At 31.2% G+C, this 23,791-nt stretch carries 28 protein-coding genes, 1 other RNA gene and 1 riboswitch; of the genes, 2 read left to right on the top strand and 27 right to left on the bottom strand.

Going from position 1 to position 23,791, the window contains the following annotated elements; translation table 11 throughout:
• Positions 1-5 precede the first annotated feature (5 nt).
• The 15 genes from RT412_RS04370 to spoIIIAA all read right to left on the bottom strand — a co-directional run bounded on the left by RT412_RS04370 (position 6) and on the right by spoIIIAA (position 9,704).
• The gene (locus tag RT412_RS04370; RefSeq protein ID WP_313345554.1) at positions 6-458 is read right to left on the bottom strand and encodes an arginine repressor; all 453 of its coding nucleotides are present in this window, start codon (positions 456-458) and stop codon (positions 6-8) included.
• Positions 459-480: 22 nt separating this feature from the next.
• Positions 481-1,278 (bottom strand): TlyA family RNA methyltransferase, encoded by a 798-nt coding sequence (locus RT412_RS04365; protein ID WP_313345552.1) that lies wholly within the window; start codon positions 1,276-1,278, stop codon positions 481-483.
• Between the two features lie 127 nt (positions 1,279-1,405).
• Entirely contained in the window at positions 1,406-1,615 is a 210-nt protein-coding gene (gene xseB / locus RT412_RS04360; protein WP_313345549.1) for an exodeoxyribonuclease VII small subunit, read from the bottom strand.
• Complete coding sequence (xseA, locus tag RT412_RS04355; RefSeq protein ID WP_313345546.1) at positions 1,615-2,799, bottom strand: exodeoxyribonuclease VII large subunit; 1,185 nt, start codon at positions 2,797-2,799, stop codon at positions 1,615-1,617. Before xseA ends, xseB begins: the two co-directional genes overlap by 1 nt.
• The gene (locus RT412_RS04350; protein WP_313345543.1) at positions 2,780-3,748 is read right to left on the bottom strand and encodes a hypothetical protein; all 969 of its coding nucleotides are present in this window, start codon (positions 3,746-3,748) and stop codon (positions 2,780-2,782) included. Before RT412_RS04350 ends, xseA begins: the two co-directional genes overlap by 20 nt.
• Entirely contained in the window at positions 3,745-4,149 is a 405-nt protein-coding gene (nusB, locus tag RT412_RS04345; RefSeq protein WP_313345541.1) for a transcription antitermination factor NusB, read from the bottom strand. Before nusB ends, RT412_RS04350 begins: the two co-directional genes overlap by 4 nt.
• Positions 4,150-4,224: 75 nt before the next feature.
• Positions 4,225-4,626: an Asp23/Gls24 family envelope stress response protein gene (locus RT412_RS04340; RefSeq protein ID WP_313345538.1), complete on the bottom strand. Its 402-nt coding sequence runs from the start codon at positions 4,624-4,626 to the stop codon at positions 4,225-4,227.
• A 42-nt stretch (positions 4,627-4,668) separates the two neighbouring features.
• Entirely contained in the window at positions 4,669-5,439 is a 771-nt protein-coding gene (locus RT412_RS04335) for a SpoIIIAH-like family protein (RefSeq protein ID WP_313345535.1), read from the bottom strand.
• Between the two features lie 40 nt (positions 5,440-5,479).
• Positions 5,480-6,040, bottom strand: coding sequence for a hypothetical protein (locus RT412_RS04330; protein ID WP_313345533.1), 561 nt, complete (start codon positions 6,038-6,040; stop codon positions 5,480-5,482).
• 40 nt (positions 6,041-6,080) lie between these two features.
• Positions 6,081-6,518 carry a hypothetical protein gene (locus RT412_RS04325; RefSeq protein ID WP_313370614.1) on the bottom strand — a complete coding sequence of 146 codons (438 nt, stop codon included), beginning with the start codon at positions 6,516-6,518 and terminating at the stop codon, positions 6,081-6,083.
• A 4-nt stretch (positions 6,519-6,522) separates the two neighbouring features.
• Positions 6,523-7,659 (bottom strand): stage III sporulation protein AE, encoded by a 1,137-nt coding sequence (locus RT412_RS04320; RefSeq protein WP_313345529.1) that lies wholly within the window; start codon positions 7,657-7,659, stop codon positions 6,523-6,525.
• Between the two features lie 4 nt (positions 7,660-7,663).
• Positions 7,664-8,053 (bottom strand): SpoIIIAC/SpoIIIAD family protein, encoded by a 390-nt coding sequence (locus RT412_RS04315; RefSeq protein WP_313345526.1) that lies wholly within the window; start codon positions 8,051-8,053, stop codon positions 7,664-7,666.
• A gap of 15 nt (positions 8,054-8,068) precedes the next feature.
• Positions 8,069-8,266, bottom strand: coding sequence for a stage III sporulation protein AC (gene spoIIIAC / locus RT412_RS04310; RefSeq protein WP_308137451.1), 198 nt, complete (start codon positions 8,264-8,266; stop codon positions 8,069-8,071).
• A 15-nt stretch (positions 8,267-8,281) separates the two neighbouring features.
• Positions 8,282-8,785 (bottom strand): hypothetical protein, encoded by a 504-nt coding sequence (locus RT412_RS04305; protein WP_313345522.1) that lies wholly within the window; start codon positions 8,783-8,785, stop codon positions 8,282-8,284.
• Positions 8,772-9,704 (bottom strand): stage III sporulation protein AA, encoded by a 933-nt coding sequence (spoIIIAA, locus tag RT412_RS04300; RefSeq protein ID WP_313345519.1) that lies wholly within the window; start codon positions 9,702-9,704, stop codon positions 8,772-8,774. Before spoIIIAA ends, RT412_RS04305 begins: the two co-directional genes overlap by 14 nt.
• Positions 9,705-9,895: 191 nt before the next feature.
• Positions 9,896-10,009: riboswitch (FMN riboswitch) on the top strand.
• 148 nt (positions 10,010-10,157) lie between these two features.
• Between spoIIIAA and RT412_RS04295 the strand changes: the two genes are divergently transcribed.
• Entirely contained in the window at positions 10,158-10,769 is a 612-nt protein-coding gene (locus RT412_RS04295) for an ECF transporter S component (protein ID WP_313345516.1), read from the top strand.
• 128 nt (positions 10,770-10,897) lie between these two features.
• Positions 10,898-12,121 (top strand): MFS transporter, encoded by a 1,224-nt coding sequence (locus RT412_RS04290; protein WP_313345513.1) that lies wholly within the window; start codon positions 10,898-10,900, stop codon positions 12,119-12,121.
• A gap of 317 nt (positions 12,122-12,438) precedes the next feature.
• On the opposite strand, the gene rnpB is transcribed toward RT412_RS04290, so the two are convergent.
• The 12 genes from rnpB to RT412_RS04230 form a co-directional block, all read right to left on the bottom strand.
• Positions 12,439-12,784: RNase P RNA component class A (gene rnpB / locus RT412_RS04285), an RNA gene on the bottom strand.
• 151 nt (positions 12,785-12,935) lie between these two features.
• On the bottom strand, positions 12,936-13,262 hold the full coding sequence (locus RT412_RS04280; protein WP_313345509.1) for a type II toxin-antitoxin system PemK/MazF family toxin: 327 nt from the start codon (positions 13,260-13,262) through the stop codon (positions 12,936-12,938).
• A complete protein-coding gene (locus RT412_RS04275) occupies positions 13,247-13,450 on the bottom strand; it encodes a DUF2281 domain-containing protein (RefSeq protein WP_313345507.1) in 204 nt (67 codons plus the stop codon). The genes RT412_RS04280 and RT412_RS04275 overlap by 16 nt, the downstream gene beginning before the upstream one ends.
• Positions 13,451-13,586: 136 nt before the next feature.
• Entirely contained in the window at positions 13,587-14,153 is a 567-nt protein-coding gene (locus RT412_RS04270; RefSeq protein ID WP_313345504.1) for a hypothetical protein, read from the bottom strand.
• Between the two features lie 194 nt (positions 14,154-14,347).
• Positions 14,348-14,914, bottom strand: a complete 567-nt coding sequence (locus RT412_RS04265) for a GNAT family N-acetyltransferase (protein ID WP_313345501.1) — start codon at positions 14,912-14,914, stop codon at positions 14,348-14,350.
• A gap of 157 nt (positions 14,915-15,071) precedes the next feature.
• Positions 15,072-16,115 carry a ComEC/Rec2 family competence protein gene (locus RT412_RS04260; protein WP_313345497.1) on the bottom strand — a complete coding sequence of 348 codons (1,044 nt, stop codon included), beginning with the start codon at positions 16,113-16,115 and terminating at the stop codon, positions 15,072-15,074.
• Between the two features lie 114 nt (positions 16,116-16,229).
• Positions 16,230-18,164, bottom strand: a complete 1,935-nt coding sequence (locus RT412_RS04255) for an NAD(+) synthase (protein ID WP_313345495.1) — start codon at positions 18,162-18,164, stop codon at positions 16,230-16,232.
• Positions 18,165-18,173: 9 nt separating this feature from the next.
• Positions 18,174-18,935 (bottom strand): Nif3-like dinuclear metal center hexameric protein, encoded by a 762-nt coding sequence (locus RT412_RS04250; protein WP_313345706.1) that lies wholly within the window; start codon positions 18,933-18,935, stop codon positions 18,174-18,176.
• A gap of 13 nt (positions 18,936-18,948) precedes the next feature.
• Positions 18,949-19,626 carry a class I SAM-dependent methyltransferase gene (locus RT412_RS04245; RefSeq protein WP_313345492.1) on the bottom strand — a complete coding sequence of 226 codons (678 nt, stop codon included), beginning with the start codon at positions 19,624-19,626 and terminating at the stop codon, positions 18,949-18,951.
• 142 nt (positions 19,627-19,768) lie between these two features.
• The gene (gene rpoD / locus RT412_RS04240) at positions 19,769-20,929 is read right to left on the bottom strand and encodes an RNA polymerase sigma factor RpoD (protein ID WP_313345490.1); all 1,161 of its coding nucleotides are present in this window, start codon (positions 20,927-20,929) and stop codon (positions 19,769-19,771) included.
• A 3-nt stretch (positions 20,930-20,932) separates the two neighbouring features.
• Positions 20,933-22,699, bottom strand: a complete 1,767-nt coding sequence (gene dnaG, locus RT412_RS04235; protein WP_313345487.1) for a DNA primase — start codon at positions 22,697-22,699, stop codon at positions 20,933-20,935.
• Between the two features lie 76 nt (positions 22,700-22,775).
• A complete protein-coding gene (locus RT412_RS04230; RefSeq protein WP_398438909.1) occupies positions 22,776-23,789 on the bottom strand; it encodes a deoxyguanosinetriphosphate triphosphohydrolase in 1,014 nt (337 codons plus the stop codon).
• Positions 23,790-23,791 lie beyond the last annotated feature (2 nt).

The raw sequence follows: 23,791 nt of genomic DNA, 5'->3' as shown, positions 1-23,791 counted from the left end.
CACCGTTATCTTATATTCTTTTTAAACTCTTCCAATACTTTTTCTACATCTTCCATAGTTCTTATAGCTACAAAGACAGTGTCATCGCCTGCCAATGTTCCGACTATATTGTCAACTCCCATATAATCAATAGCTGAAGCACAAATTTGTGCCGCGCCGGGTATAGTTTTTAAAACTATAATATTTAAGGCATTATCGATTGAAACAACTGAATTTTCAAATATTTTGTTTAATCTGTCAGTAATTCCTTCCTGGCTCTGTCCGATTGTTGCATATTTGTATTTTCCGTTCTTAGACATTACCTTTACTAAACGAAGCTCCTTAATATCTCTTGATATAGTAGCTTGTGTTACATCAATGCCCATTGCTTTTAAGCCGTCGGCAAGTTCTTCTTGAGTTTCAATTTCTTTTTTTGAAATAAGTTCAAGAATTTTTGTTTGTCTCGTATACTTTTTCATTAGTCACCTCATAAAAATTATTTTATAAAAATTCAAAAGCTATTTTTATTAATGCTTTGAAATTAAGTTCCGAACTGTTTTGTACAGCTTTAATTTTTTTAATATGAGCTAAATACTCAATGTTTCCGTCTCCTCCCGTAATAGGAGAAAACGTTATATTCTTAATGAACAAATTATTATCTTCGCAATATTTTTTGATATTATTCAATACCGTAAGATGTATAATTTTATCTTTTACAATTCCATTTTTTCCGATATTTTCTTTACCGGCTTCAAACTGAGGCTTAATAAGGGCAATGATATCTGTACTATCATCAGTAATTTCACATATCTTTGGCATTAATAATCTAAGAGATATAAAAGAAACATCAATGACAATTATATCTATTGTTTCCTTAAAAACAGAAGCTTCAATATATCTGAAATTAGTGCCCTCTAAATTAACTACCCTGTTATTGTCTAACAGTGATCCATGAAGCTGGTTGTGTCCAACATCTATGGCATAAACCTTGTCAGCCCCTTTTTTTAAAAGAAAATCCGTAAAGCCGCCCGTTGAAGCTCCGATATCTACGGCTGTTTTATTTTCAACGTTAATATCGAATAAATTTATAGCTTTTTCTATTTTTATTGCTCCACGACCAACATATTCAAAAGAGTTTTCAATTCTTATATCGTCAGAATCCGTAACTTTTACAGAAGGTTTATTAATTAATTTGTTATTTACATATACGCACTCATTTAAAATTAACTGCTTTGCATTTTCTCTGCTTTGACTTAAACCGTTTTTATGCATATATACATCAAGCCGAATAGGTTCCATTCAATACCCTTTCATTACTTTTAATAATTATTCTGAAATTTTAAAAAAAATATGAACAATTCAATATAAATTATATCATAATAATTTATAAATATCAATTATTTATTTGTATAGAAGTTGTATTTATTCAATTCCCAATTTCTTCCGAGTTAGTTTCATTTATCAATTTTATTTTCTTCTGAGTATCGTCCAATTTATTTGAGCAGTACGTATAAGCTTTCATTCCTTCTTCATAGTTCTTTACCAATTCATCTAAGGAAATATTTTCGTTTGCTTCAAATTTATCAATAATGCTCTTTAAATGTTCAAATGCTGCTTCAAAATTTTCATATTCCATTATTCCACCTCTTTTATCTCTTTTGTTTCAGCAATTATTTCATATTCTTTAAAACGTATGTTTAATAAATCAAGCAATTGAATTTGATTTATATTTTTTATAATGTTCCCCTCATCATCGGTGACTAAAGTGAATCCTTTTTCGAATTGTTTATTATAATTATAACCGTTTAACTTTTCGCTCATAATGTTAAGCTGAAATTTTAGATTGCTTATTTGTTTGTTTAATATATTTTTCATTATGTTTTTATAATTCTCTATATCATTTTTAGTTTTATAAATATATTCAACAGGCAAGAAATTTTTAAGTATGTATCTATTGGATTTTAACTCGGATTTTTTTAAATTTATAATGCTGTAAGTATTTTGCTTTAATAATTGCAAGTAATTTCTTAACCTTTCCTCGACATCCTTATATCCTTTTATTATTCTTTCTGCTGCGGCAGTAGGTGTGTGACAGTAAATATCGGCCACATAATCAGTCAATGTTCTGTCTGTTTCGTGCCCTATGCCTGTAACTACCGGAACCTCGGACTTATATACCTCTTCTGCAACCTTCAAATCATTGAATACATTTAAATCTTCAAAGCTGCCGCCACCTCTGGATATCAATATAACGTCTGTGAGGTTTTCGTTGAAGTATTTGATACCATCAATTATATTATCCTTTGACTTTTCACCTTGAACCAAAGTGTTATATATGATAATTTCAAAATCAGCCCGTACACTTTCAAAGGTTTTTAAAATATCCTTTATGGCTGCACCTGTTTTTGATGTAATAATTCCTATTTTATTTGGATACAGCGGAATCTCTCTGTGACGATCAAACATGCCTTCATTTTTAAGCTTTTCTTTTAACATTTCTAAATCCAACAGTATTTTACCGAGTCCTACTCTCTCAATATTTCTTACTATGAGCTGATAAGAACCTCTTGCTTCATATACGGATAATTCACCTTCTGCAATAATTTTATCACCGTTTTTAGAAATATTGTCAGCAAAAAAAGCAACACAATTAATAATAGATGCTTCATCACCCAACGTAAAATAAGTATAGCCCGTCTTACTTAAGTGTATGTTGGATATTTCACCTTCAACCCTAAGGTTATTCAAAATTGAATTGCTCATCAAATATTTTTTAATATATTGGTTTAAAACTGATACTTTAATTGGCTTTAATTTCATTGTACCACCTGTCTATAATCGGAAGAAACGCAGTTCCCACAGCATTATCAGATGCATTTTCTTTTGTAGGCAATATTATTTTGTATTTGTTACTAAGATTATTCAGTATAAGTTTTCTGATTAATGAATTTGAAGCTACTCCTCCTGCTATTATAATTGTTTCTATGTCAGAACTTAATTTTATTTCATTGATTATGTGTATTATACAATCGGCAACATATGTAAAAAGTGAATTAATTATTGATTCCTTGTTGAATTTGTTTGAAACATATAAATCAGTAAAGTAGTTTTCCAGCCCCGATAGATTTATATATGCATCCCCGCTTATTTTAGGAGTTATTATTTTTTCAATATTATTGTTTTCATTTAAATAATTTTCCATATGGAAGCCGCAAGGGAACTGAAATTCGAGTAGTGCTCCTATCCTATCGATAAGCTGTCCAAAGGTTATATCCTTACTTCCACCGACAATTTCTGCATCATAACCCTTAGATGCCTTATTTACATCAAGAAATTCTGTCGTTCCTCCGGATATATGAATTGCAAGGATATTATTGCGTATTTCTTTATAATGATTTATAAGTGATGCGGCAATGTGATTTTCCTGATGGGAATATTCGATGTATTTACAATTTAAGGATTTCGCTATAATTTTTCCGTAATTTTGCCCAACAGTGAATACAGGCATATATGAGCCAACTACATTTCTTGGTTTCGAACTGATTGAAACCGTTTTAATGTTATTGAAATTTATATTTATTTCGGAGTAAAGCTCCTGAAAATTCTTTATATGTTGAAAAACAGCATCCTGCTGCCTCAATCCCTTTTGACTTAGAGGTACTGTTAATATTTTTCTTTTATTTACTAATATTTCTTTGCTTTCCTGCTCTACGATTGCGATTGATGTAGTATAAGCACTTGTATCAATCCCTAATATATAATCTTTCATTTTCCTATGCTTCTTACAACAGTGCCCAAAATTCCGTTTATAAACTTATGGGAATCTTCATTAGAATATTTTTTGCTTATTTCAACCGCTTCATTTATGGATACACTTTCAGGTATTTGCTCATTATACAATATTTCTGAGATAGCTACCCTTAATACAGCAAGGTCAACCTTTGCAATTCTGTTTATTTTCCAATCCTTTGAATTTTCTGTTATATATTTGTCTATTATTTCAATATTATCAACTAAATCGTCCATTGTTTTATTGAGATAATCTGTGTCGACGTCTTCAATTTCAAAATGATTGATAAATTTACATGGAAGGTTTTTGTCAAAATCTTTGTTGATATCCATACAGTATGCAATTTTTACTGCTTCTTCTCTTGTTTCTTTTCTCTTCATGCTGCCTCCGTAAAATTTCTCTTTAACGCAATTATAGATTGACAAAATTAAATTGTCAATCTATATAAGGGATATTTATTCTATTATATCAGCTTCAATTATGTCTTTGTCTTTGTCTTTTTCTTTATCTTTGTCTTTTTCTTGTATGATGTTAAGTACATGAACGTTTACTGCAGCTACTTCCATATCAGTCATAGTCTCAACCTCTTTTTTAACAGTAGCTTGAACTTCTTTTGCAACTTCGCTGATTTTATAACCGTATTCTACATTTATAAAAATATCTAAAACAGCTATATTTTCATTTATTTCTACCTTGATTCCCTTAGAATAATTATTTTTAGAAAACAAGTTTGAAATACCGTCAGCAACACCTGTACGAGTTGTACTTACGCCTTTAACTGAACTAGTTGCAATACCAGCAATAATAATTATTACATCATCAGATATTTTAACTTGACCTATATTTTCGTTATCCATATTAGCACCTCCGTAAATGATTATATCAGAAATTATATGTCTTTACAAATCAATATTATCAAATTTTACTATTTTTATTTGTGCCGGTTCATAATTTGTTTCTGATACAATAACATCTTTTATTTTGGTTGCATCAGCTTGTTCTATGGTGTCATTGGTTACAACTTTAATCATATCCGAATCTACAATTACTATAGTTTCATTATAACCTTTTGATTGAAACATGATTTCAATATTATTTTCGGTTTGAATATATTCATTTTTATTTAAAAGCAGGCTTTCAAATTGACTTTTTGTTTCAGCTGAAATAGATTCATTGCTTATGCTGTTTTCAAGATGATCAATAACATCCATATTGCCCTTGTCTCTGTTTAATTTAAAATTAGCAAAGTTTACATTTAATGTATTTAAAATTCCGTCGGATGAAGCTTCAACAGAATCCTTGTTTAAAATATCAGTAATGTCACCAAGAATTACATAGTCTAATTCTTCTTCAGCTTCTAAAATTCCTTCAGCAGTATTTTCGTTTTCAACAAGCTCCGGACCACTAACAGGCGGATTAGTGGAAATGTCTGATTTATCGGTTTGCTCGAATACTTCAACTAAATCAGGTTTATTTAATTCTGCCAGGTCACCTTCTATTATTTGCGCTAAATCTTCATCTAAGTTAACAGGTTTATTTGCTTCCTCTATTTGTGCTATATCGTTCAAATCAAACGGATTCTCCGGCACCATTGTCATATTTACGTAGCCAATTATAAATATTATTGCCAAAGAAGTTAAAAATACTAATGTTTCCTTTCTCATAATCATAATTACCCCCTTAGTTAATTTAAACCGCGTTTACTTCCAATTATTTGTTGGAAAGTATTACTTCAATATCATTTATATTGATATCTAATAAAGTTTTTACACAATTCATAAGAGTTGTATAAATATCTTTATCACCATTATATTTAGCAACAACCAACACACCTGATATTTCAGGGTATTCATATAATCGTTCCACGACTTGATTGCTGCCGCCAAGAATTACTTGGTTTTGTTTAGTTTCTCTTTTCACCTCTCTTTTAGTGCCATCTGTTCCGATTTCTATATTTGTTTCATTACTAGTATTTTCATCATAGACAGGTTTCATTTCAGGAGTTTTTTTAGTGTAGATCATTACATCGACACTTTGCATATTTTCAATTTTACCTAAGATTTTTTCTAACCTCTCTTCTAAAGAAAATACATAGTCATCTGTTGTCATTTCCTTTTTGTCCATCTTGTCTGTTATATTGTCAGTTGCTGTGCCGGTTATTATTGAAGTGTCAAATTTCAAAATCAAAGAAATTATAACCAGCAATATGAAAATATTTACGGCGTATTTTAAATTCTTGTTTTCTTTAAACATATTTAATAAATTATTCATGTGTTCCCCCATTATTCTATTCATGTATGCTGAACTCAAGTTATCGTATATAAATGTTTTCTGATTTTACATGAAAGATGTCAGCTATGTTGGTTTTTAATGCATTTACTTCATCAAAGCTTAGAAGTTTATTTAAGGTTATTTCAGCTTTTATGTCCATATCCTCCGTAAAGCTTAACGATATGTTTTTTACTACATTATCCCCTTCAAAATAATCTTTGTTTATGGATTCTATGAAATTTTCGTCAATACTGCTAAGAGTAACTTCTCTTTCATAAGTTTTTTCTAATGCCGGTAAATCATTTAGTATATTTATATTAATGCTTCCACTTAAAAATATATTATCCAGGATATAAATCATGATAAAAATTTTTATTGCGATTCGGCAAAATTTCTGTGTCTTACCTTCCGGAAAAATTATCATAATAATATTGAACATCAAAATTAGAATTAGTATATTTATAATTGTATTTTTCATTTGACTACCCAAAAATGTTATTCATATAATTTAATAGAATTGAATAATAAACTGTTACGATTATTATAGGTGTAATAAGACATATCAAGTAGATAAAAAACATGTCAGCCATTTCGTAAATCAGCTTAGATATATTTTCACTGAACGGCTCTGTTAACACTCCTACCGCTTTGTACAAAATCAGAGCAAGTGCAATCTTTATCAACGAACCGCCAAAGGCGGAGAACATAAATATAATTATTACTATACCTAAAACATCCTTTATCATTAGTATACTCTTTAAAAATACTCCAAAGAAACTGCTTACAGCATTTCCAATTACAGGAACTGCCGATGGTGATAATGCTTTTATGGAGCTTATAAAAATATTATCTGTTTTATATAATATATATCCTTGTACAGAAAAATTTATGACTATTATAATCATATATCCTGATAAAATTAAGAGTGTTGCCTTCTTTAAAAATTTATACAACAGCCGTGCATTTATCAGCTTACTCATATTATTTATCAAAATAACCGCTATCATAATGATGGTCATAATATCTGTAAATTGATATATGAGCTGCGTAGTCATACCAACAATATAGTTTAGGGATGTTTGAAAAAATTGCAGTATGCTTAATTTTCCGAAAGTCAGCATTGCCGCCATAAAAACAGCGTTAATTTCTTCAGTAATCGTTTTAAATGTTAAGAAATCATTCTTCAGCATATTTTTGAGGCTTAGAACATCCTTTAATATAATAGTAAATATAATTATGACCGAAAAAATCATCACAATATCCGATACACTCTGACTGCTGAATTCATCGGAGAAATATTTAATTATAGTTAACACCATACAAATAACTATAATATTAATACCGGTTTTTAAAATACTTTTAAAAAATCCCTGTTCATTATTAAATTCATACAGAAAATAATCCTTTAAGCTTATATCTAATCTGCCTTTAAATGCATTTACGATTAGATCTCTTAGCTTTAAGTTATTATCTCTGAAATACGGATTATTTTTGTTTAAATAGTCCTCCAAGGTATCTGTAGGAATTTCATTGATGGCATTATCTAATGTTCCTGCAAAAGCATTTATTGTATTCAGAGTTATTAAAATTATTAAAAAAAAAGTTATCTTTATTTTCATCTCATCACCCGTTAACAAGCATCAATATTTGATCAAGGAATATTTTAATTACATCGATAGAATAAATTAATATTATAAGTTTGCCTGCTATCTCAACCTTCTTGCCCACCGACTCGTAATTCAAATCCTTGCAAAGAAGTGATATGAAGTCACATAGATATGCAATGCCTACAATTTTTAAAATAGTGGTAAAATATTCAATTCTGATATTATATCTGATAAAAATATTGGTGAATTCTTCGATATATGCCTTTAGCTCGCCAAATAGCATAAACATGACCAATATGCCGAATATAACAGTAATATAAACCTTGAACTCTTTATTAAAATTTGAAATTGTTATGCCTAAAATAACAGTGATTACAGCAATGAATATAATTTTTGCAAGCAACATATATCATTCCTTTCATCAATACAAGTTGAATACTGACTTTACCTCCATAAACAAATCATTCATCATTCCTACGATGAGTGCCATTACAACAATAACTCCCGTAAGTGTTACAAACATTGCTTGTTCATCTCTTCCTGTTTTTGATAGAATCTGATTAAAAACGGCCACTACTATGCCTATTGCACCAACCTTGAAAATTAAATCAATGTCCATGAATAATCGTACCTCCTAAATTAAAATTACAGCAGCAAGGCATCCCACTAATAAGGAAATTCTGTTGTTCAGATTTTTTTTATCAAGGTGTTGCCTTTCATAATCTTTCATAGAGTATTCCATTTCCCTGATTGTAAATTTTAGCTTCGCATCAAGCACATCAGAATATGTGCTTCCGTAGTAATCAAGGATATCAATAAACTTTTTATTGAAATCATCAGGTGTGTGCAATAACTCTTCAATATAAACAAGATATTTACCTTTATTTTTTTTGTTTTCAATTTCGTCCATTAATTTATTGCATACCATTAGTATATTTTCATTGCTAAAATTATATTTTAAACATATTTCTTCATACGACATATGCATCTGACAGGAATAAATTCTCAGATAATCTGTAAAATCCAGTAATTCCTTCATATTGTCCATACGTCTGTCACCGTAATCATTGATAAATTTAAATATAAATCTAACTGTTACTATTGTAAGAATAAACAATGAAGATTTAATCCATATCATTAAATATCACCCTATTTCGTTCAAAATCGAAAACCTCTTTCACGGTACACGGCTTTTTACTGTTCTTAAGTATCAAAGCACGATGAAAAAAGTTATTTTCAATTATGTTTTTTAAATATATATTTTTTTTAACATCCTCCAAGTTGTAACCATGCGCGGTGGTAATTATATTAACTCCGCTTTTTAAAGCGTATTGAAGAATTTCATAGTCATCCTGAGAACCAAGCTCGTCTGATATTATGACTCTTGGAGAAAGGGCTCTGATGCTCATAAAAAATCCATCCCTTTTCATGCAATAGCTTAATACGTCGGTACGTTTTCCAACATACATTTGCGGTTCTCCGTTATAAACCGAAGAAATTTCGCCTCTTTCGTCAATTAACGTAACGTCGCTTCCTTCAAAAAATAGATTTTTCACTCCGTCACTTAAATTAGCCGACACATCCCTGATAAATGTTGTTTTACCAGAAAGAGGGGGGCCAATTATCAATGTGTTGTAAATACTTTTCTTGGAGCCTATAAAATATTTTATATAGTTTTCTGAGCATCCCGGGTATTCCCTCGCAATCCTTATATTTAATGAAGTAATATTTTTAAAGCCGTTAAAGCGGTTATGCTCATAGATGCAGTCTCCTCCAAGTCCAACCCTATGTCCACCTTCTATGGTTATGTAACCGCTTCTGATTTCCTTTTCAAAAGCATGAATAGAATTTTTAGTCAGATTAGAAATTGTTTCATCAATATCTCTTTTTTTTATTCTATAATTTTCTTCTAAAAAAACTTCAGCTTTAACCTTTTTTATTAATATCGGACTGTTTACTCTAAGTCGAATTTCAACAGTGTCACTGCTTAATAGATTTATATTCCGGGACACTATATTTCTTAAATTGCTGCTTAAAAGCTTTATTACGTTATTCATAAATTCCTCCCTCGTTAATCTTGTCCCCTTAATCTATAATATTATGAATATCTGAATTTATGATAAGTGTATATATTTTTTTATATGATGAGAGATTGTATAATACCATCACTTTTTTATCGAGTTTAAGCTTAGAAAAAATTTTCAAAAAACTGTTTACAACTATAAAAACTATGATATAATAATTTTGTAAATATCTTCAGGGCAGGGTTTAATTCCCGACCGGCGGTAAAGTCCGCGAGCCGAAAGGTTGAATTGGTGAAATTCCAATACCGACAGTAAAGTCTGGATGGTAGAAGAGTTACATAAGCTATAGCTTATAGTTCTATCGGTTTTTTGCCTCTGAAGATTTCAGAGGCTTTTTTGTGCGACACAAGGAGTATATAAATTTGTGAATTTGACTGCGAAGCCTCTTGTAATCTTTATATGGTGCTAAGGCACAAGGAGGAAAATATGAAAAATGAAATTTCTGTAAAAGGAAGAATGAACGCAAAAGTAATTGCAAAAATAGGAGTGTTGTCAGCAGTAGCAACCGTACTGATGCTGTTTGACTTCCCTTTATGGTTTGCTCCTAATTTTTATAAGTTGGATTTTAGTGAAGTACCGGTATTGTTAGGTACGTTTGCAATGGGACCTGTTGCAGGAATAGCAATAGAATTCGTAAAAATTTTAATTAATTTTGTTCTGAACGGAACAGATACAGGTGGTATAGGTGAATTGGCAAACTTTGCTGTAGGATGCTCTTTCATTATACCGGCAGGATATATTTATAATCATAAAAAATCATTTTCTACAGCAATTATCGGTTTAATTGCAGGAACAATTACATTGTCTACCATAGGAACTATTATGAACTACTATGTATTGCTTCCTGTTTATGCAAAGGTATATGGAGCACCACTTCAGGCATTCATTGATATGGGTAATTTAATAAACCCTGCCATAACAGATTTAAAAACATTCGTTATGTATGCGGTAGCACCTTTCAACTTATTTAAAGGTTTCGTGATTTCATCAATTACAATACTCATATATAAAAAAGTATCACCAATATTACACAGATAAGCAGATGACCAAAAAAAAGCGCCTGGGCGCTTTTTTTATTTTCATTTTTACTTGACGAATCCGCAAATTTCGGATATTATTTAGATAACGTTGTCATATCAAATACATAAAAAAGAAGGGATTTTCCTATGAAGCTGAAAATATATTCGATAATTCTATTTCTTAATTCTTTTTTAACCGGAATATTAACACCCGTAATTAGCTTACTTCTCCTTGATAAAGGAGCAACTTTAAGCAATCTTTCGTTAATTCTTGGTATTTATGCTTTTACCGTCATTGTATTAGAGCTTCCAACAGGAATTATCGCCGATGTTTTCGGCAGGAAAAAATCATTTTGTTTATCCATAATAGTTTCATTAATAAGTTTTACAATATTACTATTTGGAAAAGGTTTTATATTATTAAGTATAGGAATGATGTTCTACGGTTTTAGCAGAGCGCTCTCCTCCGGGTCTTTCGATGCATTATTTATTGATTATTACATAGATAATTACGGAAAAGACAAGCTTCATAATATAACTACAAGAATCAATGTATTAGAAGCTCTTGGAATGTCAGCAGGTGCCTTAACAGGCGGTATATTGCCTAAGCTTACGAGTACATATTTTTCTTTATCAAGCATATATGACTTAAATATAATTATAAGACTAATTTTGGCATCTGTTGTTGTAATACTTGGCCTTATTTTTATAACAGAAACAGCTAACAATAATAAAGAGAAACATATTACTATAAAACAGCATATTATAAACAGTTCATCAATAGTAGTAAAAAATTCTACAATTATATGCGTATTTATATCAGTTTTTTCAACGGGATTCTTTTTAAGCAGCTTAGAAACATTTTGGCAGCCACATTTCTTATCATTGCTGCCGAATGACGGTTTTATGGGACTTTTAGGTGTTATGGCATTTTTATATTTTGCTGCTGCCACATTAGGAAGTATCGGCTCAAATAAGCTGATAAAGAATTATAAATTTAATACATACAAAATGTATTTAATATTAAGAACACTGATTGCAGTATCGATGATAATCATGGCAATTCAAACTAATATACCTATTTTTATGTTTTTCTATTCAACAATATACTTATTATTCGGAATGGCCAATATACCGGAAGGTGTTATTTTGAACAGAGAAATTCCCAATGAAGTAAGAGCCTCGGTATTGTCGGTTTATTCTTTGGTTATACAAATAGGCGGCTTAACCGGTTCCCTGCTTTACAGCATATTAATAAATTATGTAACTATTCCTACTATATGGACGATTTCAGCAGGTATAATATTGATTACAATTATTGTCATAGCTAAAAAATTGATATTTGAAGCTACAGTTAAAAATACAGCTTGACCGGCTGAACGGTAACGAAGCATGGGGGCTTTTTCAGCAGCCTAAAAAGACGCCAAAGCGTCTTTTTAAATACTACCATCGTCTACAGCAGCGTCTTCCCCGTATTCCGCGCACTCTTGAGCATCTGCCGTAACCGATTCCAAGTAAGAACCATGGAAGTCTATGCATAATATCACCCCTTTTTTTGAGGTTGTACTATTATATGCTGTAGTCTCCAAAATTGTTACAATTTGTTTGCTCATATGGGGTTGTTGGCAGGGGAATGCAGCAAGTTAGGGCATAAAAAAACTCGCATTGCGCGAGTATTTTTTTATGTAATTGTGAGTAAATACATAAGCCGAGTTCTGTATTAAACAATCATCTATCTACGCTTGTCGTTACCAACAAGCTCCAGCGACCTACCATTTGGACTGTGACGAGCAGCCACTCCAAAGTCCTTTTTTGGTCTTGCTCCGGGTGGGGTTTACATGGCCAATTAGTCGCCTAATTGCCGGTGAGCTCTTGCCTCACCTTTCCATCCTTGCTCCTCACTCAATTGAGTAAGGGGCGGTTTCTTTCTGTTGCACTATCCTTAAGGTCACCCTCACCGGGTATTACCCGGCACCCTGCTCTATGGAGCTCGGACTTTCCTCATGCAAAGCATGCGACTGTATAATTTACTCTTTTACAATATTACAGTAATTTGTTTTTAAAGTCAAATGTATTATTAACCAATTAATGAAGTTTTTTTAACTTGAAAATTTTATACAAATTACAAAATCCAAACTGTTATCATGTAATAATTATATTACTTAGAAATGTTGTTATATCATGCTTAAAATATTTCAATTATCTTATTATTAATTTCTATTATTTTTTCTTCGTTCAACTTTCCAACTTTATAAAGTATTAAATTTTTATCTGCAGTAAATATTTTATTAGGTCTTACATTACTATTTTTATTAAGTGTACCATTTTCAAAATCTATAGATTCTATCTTAATTGAATACAAGTCATCAATATCTTGACTTGTAATTTGTGATAAAATTAAATCGTCTCCCTTCAAAGCAGCTACCACAAGAGCAGGTCTTTTTTTAGACCTTGATAAATCCGAAAATGGAAATGGAACTACAACTACGTCGCCTTTTATAAATCTTTCCAAGTTTCTTCCTCCTCAGGTCTTAGCCAATCTTTAGATAATGCATCTTCACTTGCTATTGTAATATCTTCCACTTTTTTAACCTCTTTATTTCTTTTAAATTCTACATAGTCAATATAATCAGCAACTTCTTCTAAAAGGTAAAATGGTAAGTCTTCTATTTTTTTTACTAAAAGGTCTCTATCAATCAATTATAATCACCATCCTTAAAGAAAATTAATATAATACATTAATCTATTTTTATTATAACATATTTTAAAAATATAAGAAATAATTTTAATTGGCTTAATACTTATTCCAAGGTGCAAGTACTTTTTATAGGATATTTTATTTTATAGCTTTAATATTTAGCTGCGTCCTGACAATATCTGCTACTTCATAAAACCATTGATACATATTATCAGGTTTTAGAGAAAGTAATTTATTAATATCAACATATATTATTCCATTAGAAATATATGTAACATCACTAAATGGCTGGTTATTAAGAATATTAATACTACTAATTTTTTCCCATTCTTCCGTAGTTATTTTCCCTTTTTCTATCAAAATTTTGAAAGTTTCAAAGTAGTATTTCTGCATAAAACTGACTTTTAAATCTGTTTTTGTTGTTAGCCTTTTATCTATGTACACCCATAACTCCTCAATTGCCTTTTGCCTTGAAATAAGACTATCCAAGTCAAAGTTACCGGTCGAAAGTATGTTTATAAGTACATCGTCCCAATTGTCAGGTTTCCATTCCAAAGTTCTGCTCATATGAATAAGCCATTTATCATGCGGAATATATTCTTCATTTGAAATGAACATCGCACTTATTAATGGCATAACTGCATTATTTAATATATAATGTCCTTGCAATATATCCTGCCGGTTTATCCATATATCTCCTGCCAAGCGATAATTCCACCATGCATCAAACATGAGTCCCTCAGCCTGAGAAAGACAAAATTTTATCCATATTTTTATTTAATTCACTAAGTAGCTCTTCTATAATATTATCTTGATTAATATTTGCAAACGGTCTGTTCGGTTTATTCTCCATTTTTACTCTCTTAATCTAAGGATTATCATATTTATGTGCAAAGTAATCACAATTCTAACCACATTACACTTGTTTCATCTAATTTATCTATTTCCTTAAAGTTATTTTCATTATACATATTTAAAGTTCCACGATATAACTTTTCCGGCTCATTTCTATTTTCGATTGGAATTGCGATTACAGCATCAAAACTCTGTGATTTAAAATCTTCAATGGCTTTTTTAAGTAAAAGTCTGGCAACTCCTTGCTTTCTATATTCCGGATGAATAACAAAACATATTATACATCCTACGTTACAGCCTTTGGTGTAAAATTTTAGTTCATCGTCAATTCTTAAATACTGTTTTATATCATTTGCATTACACCATCCGATACACTTATCCTGATCAAATGCCAAATATCCTTTCATATTACCGGCATTAATTTGTTCAATTGCTTCATTGCGATTTTCTGCACCGGTACGTTTTGACCATTGGTCATATGAACAGTTACTATGATAAAATCTGCAAAAGCAGGTGGACCAATGGGGAGTATTGCTAAAATCTACACTTTCTAAATACTCAACAAATGTTGCAGCCAATTCCTTATTTAGCGGCTCAATTCTATAATTCATATCTGCTCCTTTTAAAAATATACTCAAATTTAAAAGCGTTTTCAGATAAATATTTTATCATATAAAAATCAACTTGCAAAGGTATAATTTACTTCTAATAAAAAACACATGCTTTTGCAAGTGTTAATTTCATATGTAAAGAATATATATAAGCGGATTATGGTTTGCATATGCTGCAGGGGATGAATCCCTGTTTGACTGCATCTGCTCTATTTCTGAAAAGTTTTTTATTTGTATCCTTCATATTGATTACTGAACTGCAATCCAGATAATGAAATTTCATGGAATTTATGTTGCCTATGTAGTTTGTTTTATTTATATTTTTTTCTTCAGAAAATTCAGCTTTATCAATCTTTATTTGAGAACCATCGGATAAAGCTGTTATTGTACTCAGTTCATCTGTCCTGTATACACTTGCTCCCATGGCGTTTAATCTGTTTAGTGTCTTTTTATGCGGATGACCGTATGGGTTGTCTTTACCGACCGATATAACCGCATACTTTGGGGTAACAGCATCTAAAAATATTTGAGATGAACTGGTTTCTCCTCCATGATGTCCGACCTTCAGAAGATCAGAATCAATTTCATAGCCTGCTTTAACCATTTCTAATTCTGATACACTTTCAGCATCGCCTGTAAATAAAAATGAAGTGTCTTTGTAAACTAATCTTGTAACCAAAGAATATTCGTTCGTCTCTGAATACCACATGCTATTGGGTGCCAATACATCAAAGCTTAAATTACTTGAATCTATAATTGATGTTCCGGCTTTTGCTTTAATTAATTCTGTATTTTCATTATGAATTGCCTGAATAGTATTTTTATAAATTTGACTGTCTGCAGATACATCCGGCATATAAATTTTATCAACATCATAATTATTCAGCACATCCGGCGCTGAGCCTATATGGTCTTCGTGAGGATGCGTCAGTATAAAATATTCTATATCTTCTATCCCCAACTCGTCTAAGTAGTTGATTATGACTCCGGAATCTTCTCGATTTCCTGAATCTATCAACACTTCCTCGTCCGTCGGAAGCTCTATTAATATACAATCTGCCTGACCAACATCAATAAAATGTATTCTGAGTTCTTCATGTCCTGATTCTATTGTTGCATCTGTGCTCACATTAACCGAACATGAAGCTGACACAAGCAATAGCATGATAGTTGTAAATATAATTAAAATGTGTTTTTTCATATTGCCGTCCTTCTTACATTAAAATTAAATAAGCTGCTTATATATTATATGAAAATCAAAAAAACAAAATAACTGCCAAATATGACAGTTATTAATTATCAATAATGGTCATGATTATTTTAAATTGTTCAACTGTTCCAGCCACAATGCATAGGAAGCATCGCTCGGCATCTTCCAGTCACCCCTTGGAGATAAAGAAACTGATCCGACCTTAACTCCGTCAGGCATACAGGAGCGTTTAAATTGCTGTGTAAAAAATCTTTTATAGAAGTTTTTTAGTGTTTCAAGAATTACTTCATCACTAAATTCGTCCTTAAAAGTGATTTTAGCAAGAAAATATATTTTTTCCGGACTATAGCCGTTTCTAATCATATTAAATAAGAAAAAATCATTCAAATCGTATGAGCCCACTGATTTTTCGGTAAGCTGAGCAATATTGCCTGTTTTATCAGGCGGCAGAAGCTCAGGGCTGACTGGTGTATCATAAACGTCTAAAAGAGCTCTCCTGATATTACCTTCAGCTTTTTCTTCCGCATACCATTTAACCAGGTATTTTACCAATGTCTTAGGTATACCTGAATTTACTCCATACATTGACATATGATCCCCGTTGTAGGTGCTCCAACCTAAAGCCAATTCAGATAAATCTCCGGTTCCCACTACTATTGCATTTTCCTTGTTTGCATAGTCCATCAAAATTTGAGTTCTTTCTCTTGCTTGTGCATTTTCATAAGTAACGTCATGTATATTAATATCATGCCCGATATCCTTAAAATGCTGTATACATGCATCCTTGATTGAAATTTCCTTTGCTGTTACACCTAATTCTTTCATCAATATTATGGCATTATTATATGTTCTTGAAGATGTACCAAACCCCGGCATTGTTATAGCTATAATATTTTCTATAGGAAGATTAAGCTTTTTAAATGCTTCCACAGTTACTAATAAAGCTAAAGTGCTGTCGAGACCGCCGGATATTCCTATAACAGCCTTTTTAGTACCTATTTTAGATAATCTTTGATAAAGCCCGGCTGCCTGTATGTTTAATATTTCTTTGCATCTATGATTTCTTTCTTCCACATTTGAAGGAACGAAAGGATATTTATCTATGCATCTGTCCAATTGCAGGTTTTCCGAATATCCAAGTTCAAAATTAACATATTTATAATCCTTCTTTTCAATTCTGCCCATGTAGCTGTTGAATTTAACTCTATCGTTTTTAAGTTTTTCTAAATCTATATCTGCATAGATTATGCTGCTTTCGGCCGAAAATCTGTCCTCATTCAAAATTAAGCCGTTTTCCGCAATTAATGCATGTCCCGATGATACTACATCTGTTGTGCTTTCGGATTGTCCTGCCGATGCAAAACAATAGGAGGTCATACATTTTGATGACTGAATTCTTACTATATCTCTTCTGTATTCACATTTACCTACTGTTTCATTGCTGGCAGAAAGATTCAGAATTAAATTTGCTCCATGAATTGTATGATATGAGCTTGGCGGTATGCTTACCCACAAGTCTTCACAAATATCAAATCCTATACATAAAGATGATGATATATCATTAAAAAGCATGTTTTCATTAAAAGGAATATTTTGACCACACAATGTTACTTCGTCAGATATTCGTGAAAGAGACGAAGCAAACCACCTCTTTTCATAAAATTCATTATAATTCGGTACATATGTCTTTGGAACAACTCCAAGAATTTTGCCGTTTTTTAACATTATAGCACAATTAAACAATTGATTATCAATATATACAGGCATGCCTACAGCAACTAAAATATCAAGACATTCAGTTTCATTAAGCAATAATTGTAAAGCTTCCTCGGCTCCGTTTATAAGTGTTCTCTGATTAAACAAATCACCGCAGCTGTATCCTGTGATACAAAGTTCCGGGAATAATATAACCTTTGCATTTTTTTCTTTAAATGCCTTTTTTGTAAGCGAAGCAATCTCCTTTACATTATATATTGGATTTGCAACCTTAAGAGTTGGTATTGCTACAGCAGCTCTTATGTACTCGTAATTTTTATCCATATCTATCCCCTATAAAATAATTTCCTTTACTGTATTTACTTCCATTAATTTTACGTTTAATTCTTCTATTTCACAAAGTATATTTTTAATACTATGTAATGATTGATATTCCGTGCTATAGTGACCTGCATCTATTACACATAAGTCATTTTGCAAAGCAAATTGTGCCTGATGATATTTTATGTCGCCGGTTATGTATACATCGGCTTCTTTAGCAATGGCATCCTTTATAAAATCACTTCCGCTGCCCCCGCAAAATGCTGCTTTACTGACTGTTTTATCATTATTATTACAATATAATTTTATATGGTCCGACTTTAACAGTTCCTTTACTTTTTTAGCATATTCAACTATATTTACCGGCTCAATATGTCCTATTCCTCCATAGCCGCTGCCGTCGGGATTTACAGTATGAAGAACTTCATAAGAATTAATATTCAATATCTTTGATAATTGATAGTTTACTCCAAACTCGGCCATATCATAATTGGTATGCATGCTGTATAAATTTATATTGTTGTTTATTATGTATTTAATTAATTTACCTTCATATGTACTGAAATCAATTGATTTCAGAGATGAAAACAAAAATGGATGATGAGTAATTATCAATTCAATTTTATTATTAATTGCGTATTCTATTATATTTAAATCAACATCTAAAGTTAACATAATGTTATTTATGTCAGTGTTATAGTCACCAATCTGTAATCCGCTGTTATCCCAGGATTCTTGCGGCTTTAATTCTAATTTTTCTTTTAATGTTTTAATAATTGAATCAACTTTAATTTTTCATCAACTCCCTTATTTTTTCGTTTTTCATTTTTAAAGCTTCTGCTCTCTCATTATAATCGCTGCTGTTATTTTTTTCAATACTCCTGATTATATTTTCGTTCACATTTAATATTTTGTGTAGATATTCGAACATTAAGGGGTCCTTTTTTTCTAAGATTATTTTGCTTATTTCATAAAATATTTCGTCCGTTATTTCATCCTCGCCGGGCACAGCCTTAATAACAAAATAATAATGATGCAGCTCTTTTACAATGTTTTCATCTATTATTTTAAAACCATTTTCCTTTAAATATTGCCTTAGTTTATCCCCTGTGGTCATCGGCTGCAAAATAAGCTGAGAAGCCTTCAATGCAATATTTTTAGAGGCTTCGATTATATCTGCAATTAATTCTCCTCCCATACCCGCAATAATTATTGCATCTGCTTCATTTTCTTTTAATACGGTAAGTCCGCTTCCTAATCTGAAATCACATTTTTCGTGTAAATTTACAGATGTTAAATGCTTTATTGCTCTATCCAATGGTCCTTTGTTTAAATCGGTGGCAATTACTTTTTCGCATATATTTTCATTTAAAAGCATCTCTGCCACATAACCATGATCGGTTCCTATGTCTGCTGTTGTATGACATTTAGTGACCATGGATTTTATACATTCTAATCGATCCATATTTGGTACCCCCATTCTTATCATTATCAATTTTACTAAAAAAATAGAAGGCTTCACCCTTCCACATGATTTGAATAGCAATGGACAGCAATTGTAAATTTCTTTATCAATTGCTCATCTATTGCTTTTCCATTGTTTTATGTTATTCTAAATAATCTTTTAATTTCTTGCTGCGGCTTGGGTGTCTGAGCTTCCTTAATGCCTTAGCTTCAATTTGTCTTATTCTTTCTCTTGTTACATCAAATTCCTTACCAACCTCTTCTAAGGTTCTTGCTCTTCCGTCATCTAATCCGAATCTCAATCTCAGTACCTTTTGCTCTCTGTCCGTTAAAGTATGAAGTACTGATGAAAGCTGTTCCTTTAAAAGAGTGAAGGTTGCTACGTCTGATGGAGCCTGAACCTCATCATCAGGTATAAAGTCACCCAAATGGCTGTCTTCTTCCTCTCCTATGGGTGTTTCAAGTGAAACCGGTTCTTGAGCAATCTTTAATATTTCTCTTACCTTATCAGGTTCCATTTCCATTTCAAGAGCAATTTCCTCAGGTGTCGCATCACGTCCTAACTCCTGCAAAAGCTGTCTTTTTATTCTTATTAATTTATTTATTGTTTCTACCATGTGAACAGGAATTCTTATGGTTCTTGCCTGATCGGCTATTGCTCTCGTTATCGCCTGACGGATCCACCAGGTAGCGTATGTGCTGAATTTAAATCCTTTTGTGTAATCGAATTTCTCAACTGCCTTAATTAATCCAAGATTTCCCTCCTGGATTAAATCTAAGAACAACATACCTCTTCCAACGTAACGCTTAGCAATGCTTACAACCAATCTTAAATTGGCTTCTGCCAATCTTTTCTTTGCCTCTTCATCTCCATCCTGCATTTTTTTAGCAAGATCTATTTCTTCATTTGCTGATAATAAAGGTACTTTTCCTATTTCTTTTAAATACATTCTGACAGGGTCGTCGATATTTACACCCTTCAATATATCATCATCTGATTGGCTTACAAAAAAGTCAGCATCATCCTTAATTTCTGTGTCATCTATGTCGTCAACTTTTTCAAGAATCATATCATCTTGAAACCCAAGAATTTCAAGGTCGTTATCTTCCGCTTGCTTATAAAAATCATCAATAAATTCCGGGTTGATATCTAATTTTTCAAAAGACCTTAATACTTCCTTATATGTTATAAATCCGTTTCTTTTACCTTTTTCTATTAATTTATTTTTGATAGAATCAATCTTTTGCTGCATTTCTATATCTTTTTCAGATTCTTCTGCTGTTACGTTCTTATTTTCACCCATGGGTTAGTTAACCTCCTCTTTAGTTGACTTAATTTTTTTAGCGAGGATAAAAATTTCATTCATTATATCTTTGCTTTCCTCAGAGTTTTCAGATTGTGTTAAATTGTTACTCAGTATGCTTCTTTTCTTTTCATAATATTTTATTTTTAACCTTTTAATACAATCTTTGAATAATGACTCTAAATTATCATAATCAACATCGTCATATTGCAATAAAACTTTAGCATCCGGCTCATTTTTTATAATTTTTTTTAAGCTATCTTCGTCTATACTCATATTATTTATTTTGTATTCGTACATTTCTTTAAATATTCCATAAAATTCTAAATCCTTAAATGTATCTTCATTTACTATTTCTTTAAGCTGTAGCGCAAAATCATTTTCTATGAGTATTAGTTTGATTAACTCCTCTTCATGGGATGTTGTAATTTTTTGCACCTGCACTTGAGTTTTGACAGGATTTGTATCTTTTACAAAAGTTCTTTGCTTGATTTCTTTTTTATTATATTCTTTAATTATCGATTCTTTGGAAACCCCCACTTTACTTGATAATTTCTCAAAAATAAGCTCTTTTTCTATTTCACTGTTAATATTTACTATATTGTCAAAAATTTTAGATATATATTCAACTTTACTATAATTTTCATAGATTTCATTAAAATGATATTCTAAAAAATCATAATAATCAAGAGAATTTTCAATTAATTTGTCGAAATTTACTTTCCCGAATTTATTCAAATATTCATCCGGATCTTTTGCATCATTTATAAGTATTACCTTTGCATCTATGTTGTTCTTTTTAAACATGTTCAAAGCTTTTAAAGCGGCATTTTGACCTGCATTATCCGAGTCAAAGCCAATATAAAAGCTCTTGGAATATCTTTTTAAAAGTTTTATCTGATTATCGGTCAAGGATGTTCCCAAAGCTGCAACGGCTGTATTGTAACCATATGTATGCATTTTAATAACATCCATGTATCCTTCTACTAATATGAAGCTTTTGTCCTTTACTGCTTCCCTTGCTAAATTGAGACCGTATAAATTATTACCTTTATTAAATATTAAAGTTTCAGGGGAATTGAGATATTTAGGAAGTGAATCATCAATAACTCTTCCTCCAAATCCGATTATTCTTTTTCGTACATCAAATATAGGAAACATTACTCTGTTTCTGAAACGGTCATAACATGTACCTTTTTCTTGATTACTAATAATTAATCCGGCTTTTAATATATCCTCTTCTACATACCCCTTATCCGTTAAATGTTTTAGCAAATTATCCCATTGGTTTATAGCATATCCAATTCCAAATTTTTTTATTACATCATTATCAATTTTCCTTGATTTTAAGTAATTTATAATCTCAGGATACGATTTTAAATTTCTATAAAAATATGCCGCAGCATCACGGTTTATTTTGTAAAGCCTGTCCGTAAGCTCTTTATTTTCTTGCTGGTTTGAATAGTTATTAACTTCTTCTAAAATAATGCCCGCCTTTTTTGCAAGATATTCTGCAGCTTCAATAAAAGTATAATTTTTATATTTTGTAATAAAGCTTATACTATCGCCGCTTTCTCCGCAGCCGAAGCAATGAAATATCTGTTTATCCGGTGATACAATAAAAGAAGGAGTTTTTTCCTTATGAAAGGGGCAGTTTGTGCTGTAATTTGCACCTGCTTTTTTTAAAGGCAAAAATTCTTCTATAACGTCTACTATATTGTTTTCATCAAGAATTCTTTTGATTACATCAGAATCCAATCTATAGGGCATAATATCACCATTATCTATACGTTGAACACAGATTATAACACAACGAAATAAGCTTGTCAACAAAATATTTTTTCAACTATTGTCTCCAAGGTTTTGGAATATATAAATCCTCAAATACTTTCATTGCATAACGATCTGTCATACCGGCTATGTAATCTTTAATTATTTCGTTTTTTTCTAAATTGTTTTCATTGTATATTTGTAAATAAAAATCAGGTAAAAGCTCAAAATTTTTAGTATAATATTCAAATATTTTTTCTATTATAAATTTTGTTTTATCTTCTTCACTTTTTGCGGTTTTATTGTAATATACATTTTCAAATAAAAAACTTCTGAGTTCTTTTGTATAATGGGCAATTTCTTCACTCATGGTTATTTTGTCTTTATCCATACTGTTTTTTATCACATCTGTTATCATTGTATTAATTCTTTGTCCATGAGTATAACCTAAGGTTTTAAAGAATATATCAGGCATTTGGCTTAGGTTTATTATATTAGCTCTCATCGCATCATCAATATCATGATTTATATAGGCGATTCTGTCTGAAATACTTACGATTTGACCTTCTAAGGTTGAAGGATTATAGTTTAAAGGGTGGTTAAGAATTCCATCCCTTACTTCAAAGGTAAGATTTAAGCCCCTGTTACCGTTTCTAAGTTCTAAAAATTCTACAACCCTTAAACTTTGTTTATTGTGCTTAAAGCCGGTTTCACAAATTTCGTTGAGTATTTTCTCTCCTGTATGACCGAAGGGCGTATGACCCAAATCATGACCCAGCGCAATTGCCTCGGTTAAATCCTCATTTAATTTTAAACTTCTTGCAATAGTTCTTGAAATCTGTGATACTTCCAATGTGTGAGTAAGACGTGTTCTGTAATGATCGCCTTCAGGAGATAAAAAGACCTGTGTCTTGTGTTTTAATCTCCTGAAGCTTTTTGAATGAATTATTCTATCTCTGTCTCTTTGATACTCGGTTCTTATTTCGCAATTTTCTTCCGGAATTTCTCTGCCTTTTGAAAATCTGCTTTTAGCAGCGTGTGGAGATAAGTAATCAATCTCGAATTGTTCATATCTTTCTCGTATATTCACCA

This window comes from Sedimentibacter sp. (genome assembly GCF_032080165.1).
GTDB lineage: Bacteria > Bacillota > Clostridia > Tissierellales > Sedimentibacteraceae > Sedimentibacter.
Note: the sequence above shows the minus strand (reverse complement) of the source record. Positions and strands in the feature narration are given on the sequence as shown.

Coding starts and splice junctions, on each gene's coding strand:
- RT412_RS04370 (WP_313345554.1), bottom strand. CDS start 458: ATGAAAAAGTATACGAGACAAACAAAAATTCTTGAACTTATTTCAAAA.
- RT412_RS04365 (WP_313345552.1), bottom strand. CDS start 1,278: ATGGAACCTATTCGGCTTGATGTATATATGCATAAAAACGGTTTAAGT.
- xseB (WP_313345549.1), bottom strand. CDS start 1,615: ATGGAATATGAAAATTTTGAAGCAGCATTTGAACATTTAAAGAGCATT.
- xseA (WP_313345546.1), bottom strand. CDS start 2,799: ATGAAATTAAAGCCAATTAAAGTATCAGTTTTAAACCAATATATTAAA.
- RT412_RS04350 (WP_313345543.1), bottom strand. CDS start 3,748: ATGAAAGATTATATATTAGGGATTGATACAAGTGCTTATACTACATCA.
- nusB (WP_313345541.1), bottom strand. CDS start 4,149: ATGAAGAGAAAAGAAACAAGAGAAGAAGCAGTAAAAATTGCATACTGT.
- RT412_RS04340 (WP_313345538.1), bottom strand. CDS start 4,626: ATGGATAACGAAAATATAGGTCAAGTTAAAATATCTGATGATGTAATA.
- RT412_RS04335 (WP_313345535.1), bottom strand. CDS start 5,439: ATGATTATGAGAAAGGAAACATTAGTATTTTTAACTTCTTTGGCAATA.
- RT412_RS04330 (WP_313345533.1), bottom strand. CDS start 6,040: ATGAATAATTTATTAAATATGTTTAAAGAAAACAAGAATTTAAAATAC.
- RT412_RS04325 (WP_313370614.1), bottom strand. CDS start 6,518: ATGAAAAATACAATTATAAATATACTAATTCTAATTTTGATGTTCAAT.
- RT412_RS04320 (WP_313345529.1), bottom strand. CDS start 7,659: ATGAAAATAAAGATAACTTTTTTTTTAATAATTTTAATAACTCTGAAT.
- RT412_RS04315 (WP_313345526.1), bottom strand. CDS start 8,053: ATGTTGCTTGCAAAAATTATATTCATTGCTGTAATCACTGTTATTTTA.
- spoIIIAC (WP_308137451.1), bottom strand. CDS start 8,266: ATGGACATTGATTTAATTTTCAAGGTTGGTGCAATAGGCATAGTAGTG.
- RT412_RS04305 (WP_313345522.1), bottom strand. CDS start 8,785: ATGATATGGATTAAATCTTCATTGTTTATTCTTACAATAGTAACAGTT.
- spoIIIAA (WP_313345519.1), bottom strand. CDS start 9,704: ATGAATAACGTAATAAAGCTTTTAAGCAGCAATTTAAGAAATATAGTG.
- RT412_RS04295 (WP_313345516.1), top strand. CDS start 10,158: ATGAAAAATGAAATTTCTGTAAAAGGAAGAATGAACGCAAAAGTAATT.
- RT412_RS04290 (WP_313345513.1), top strand. CDS start 10,898: ATGAAGCTGAAAATATATTCGATAATTCTATTTCTTAATTCTTTTTTA.
- RT412_RS04265 (WP_313345501.1), bottom strand. CDS start 14,914: ATGAATTATAGAATTGAGCCGCTAAATAAGGAATTGGCTGCAACATTT.
- RT412_RS04260 (WP_313345497.1), bottom strand. CDS start 16,115: ATGAAAAAACACATTTTAATTATATTTACAACTATCATGCTATTGCTT.
- RT412_RS04255 (WP_313345495.1), bottom strand. CDS start 18,164: ATGGATAAAAATTACGAGTACATAAGAGCTGCTGTAGCAATACCAACT.
- RT412_RS04245 (WP_313345492.1), bottom strand. CDS start 19,626: ATGGATCGATTAGAATGTATAAAATCCATGGTCACTAAATGTCATACA.
- rpoD (WP_313345490.1), bottom strand. CDS start 20,929: ATGGGTGAAAATAAGAACGTAACAGCAGAAGAATCTGAAAAAGATATA.
- dnaG (WP_313345487.1), bottom strand. CDS start 22,699: ATGCCCTATAGATTGGATTCTGATGTAATCAAAAGAATTCTTGATGAA.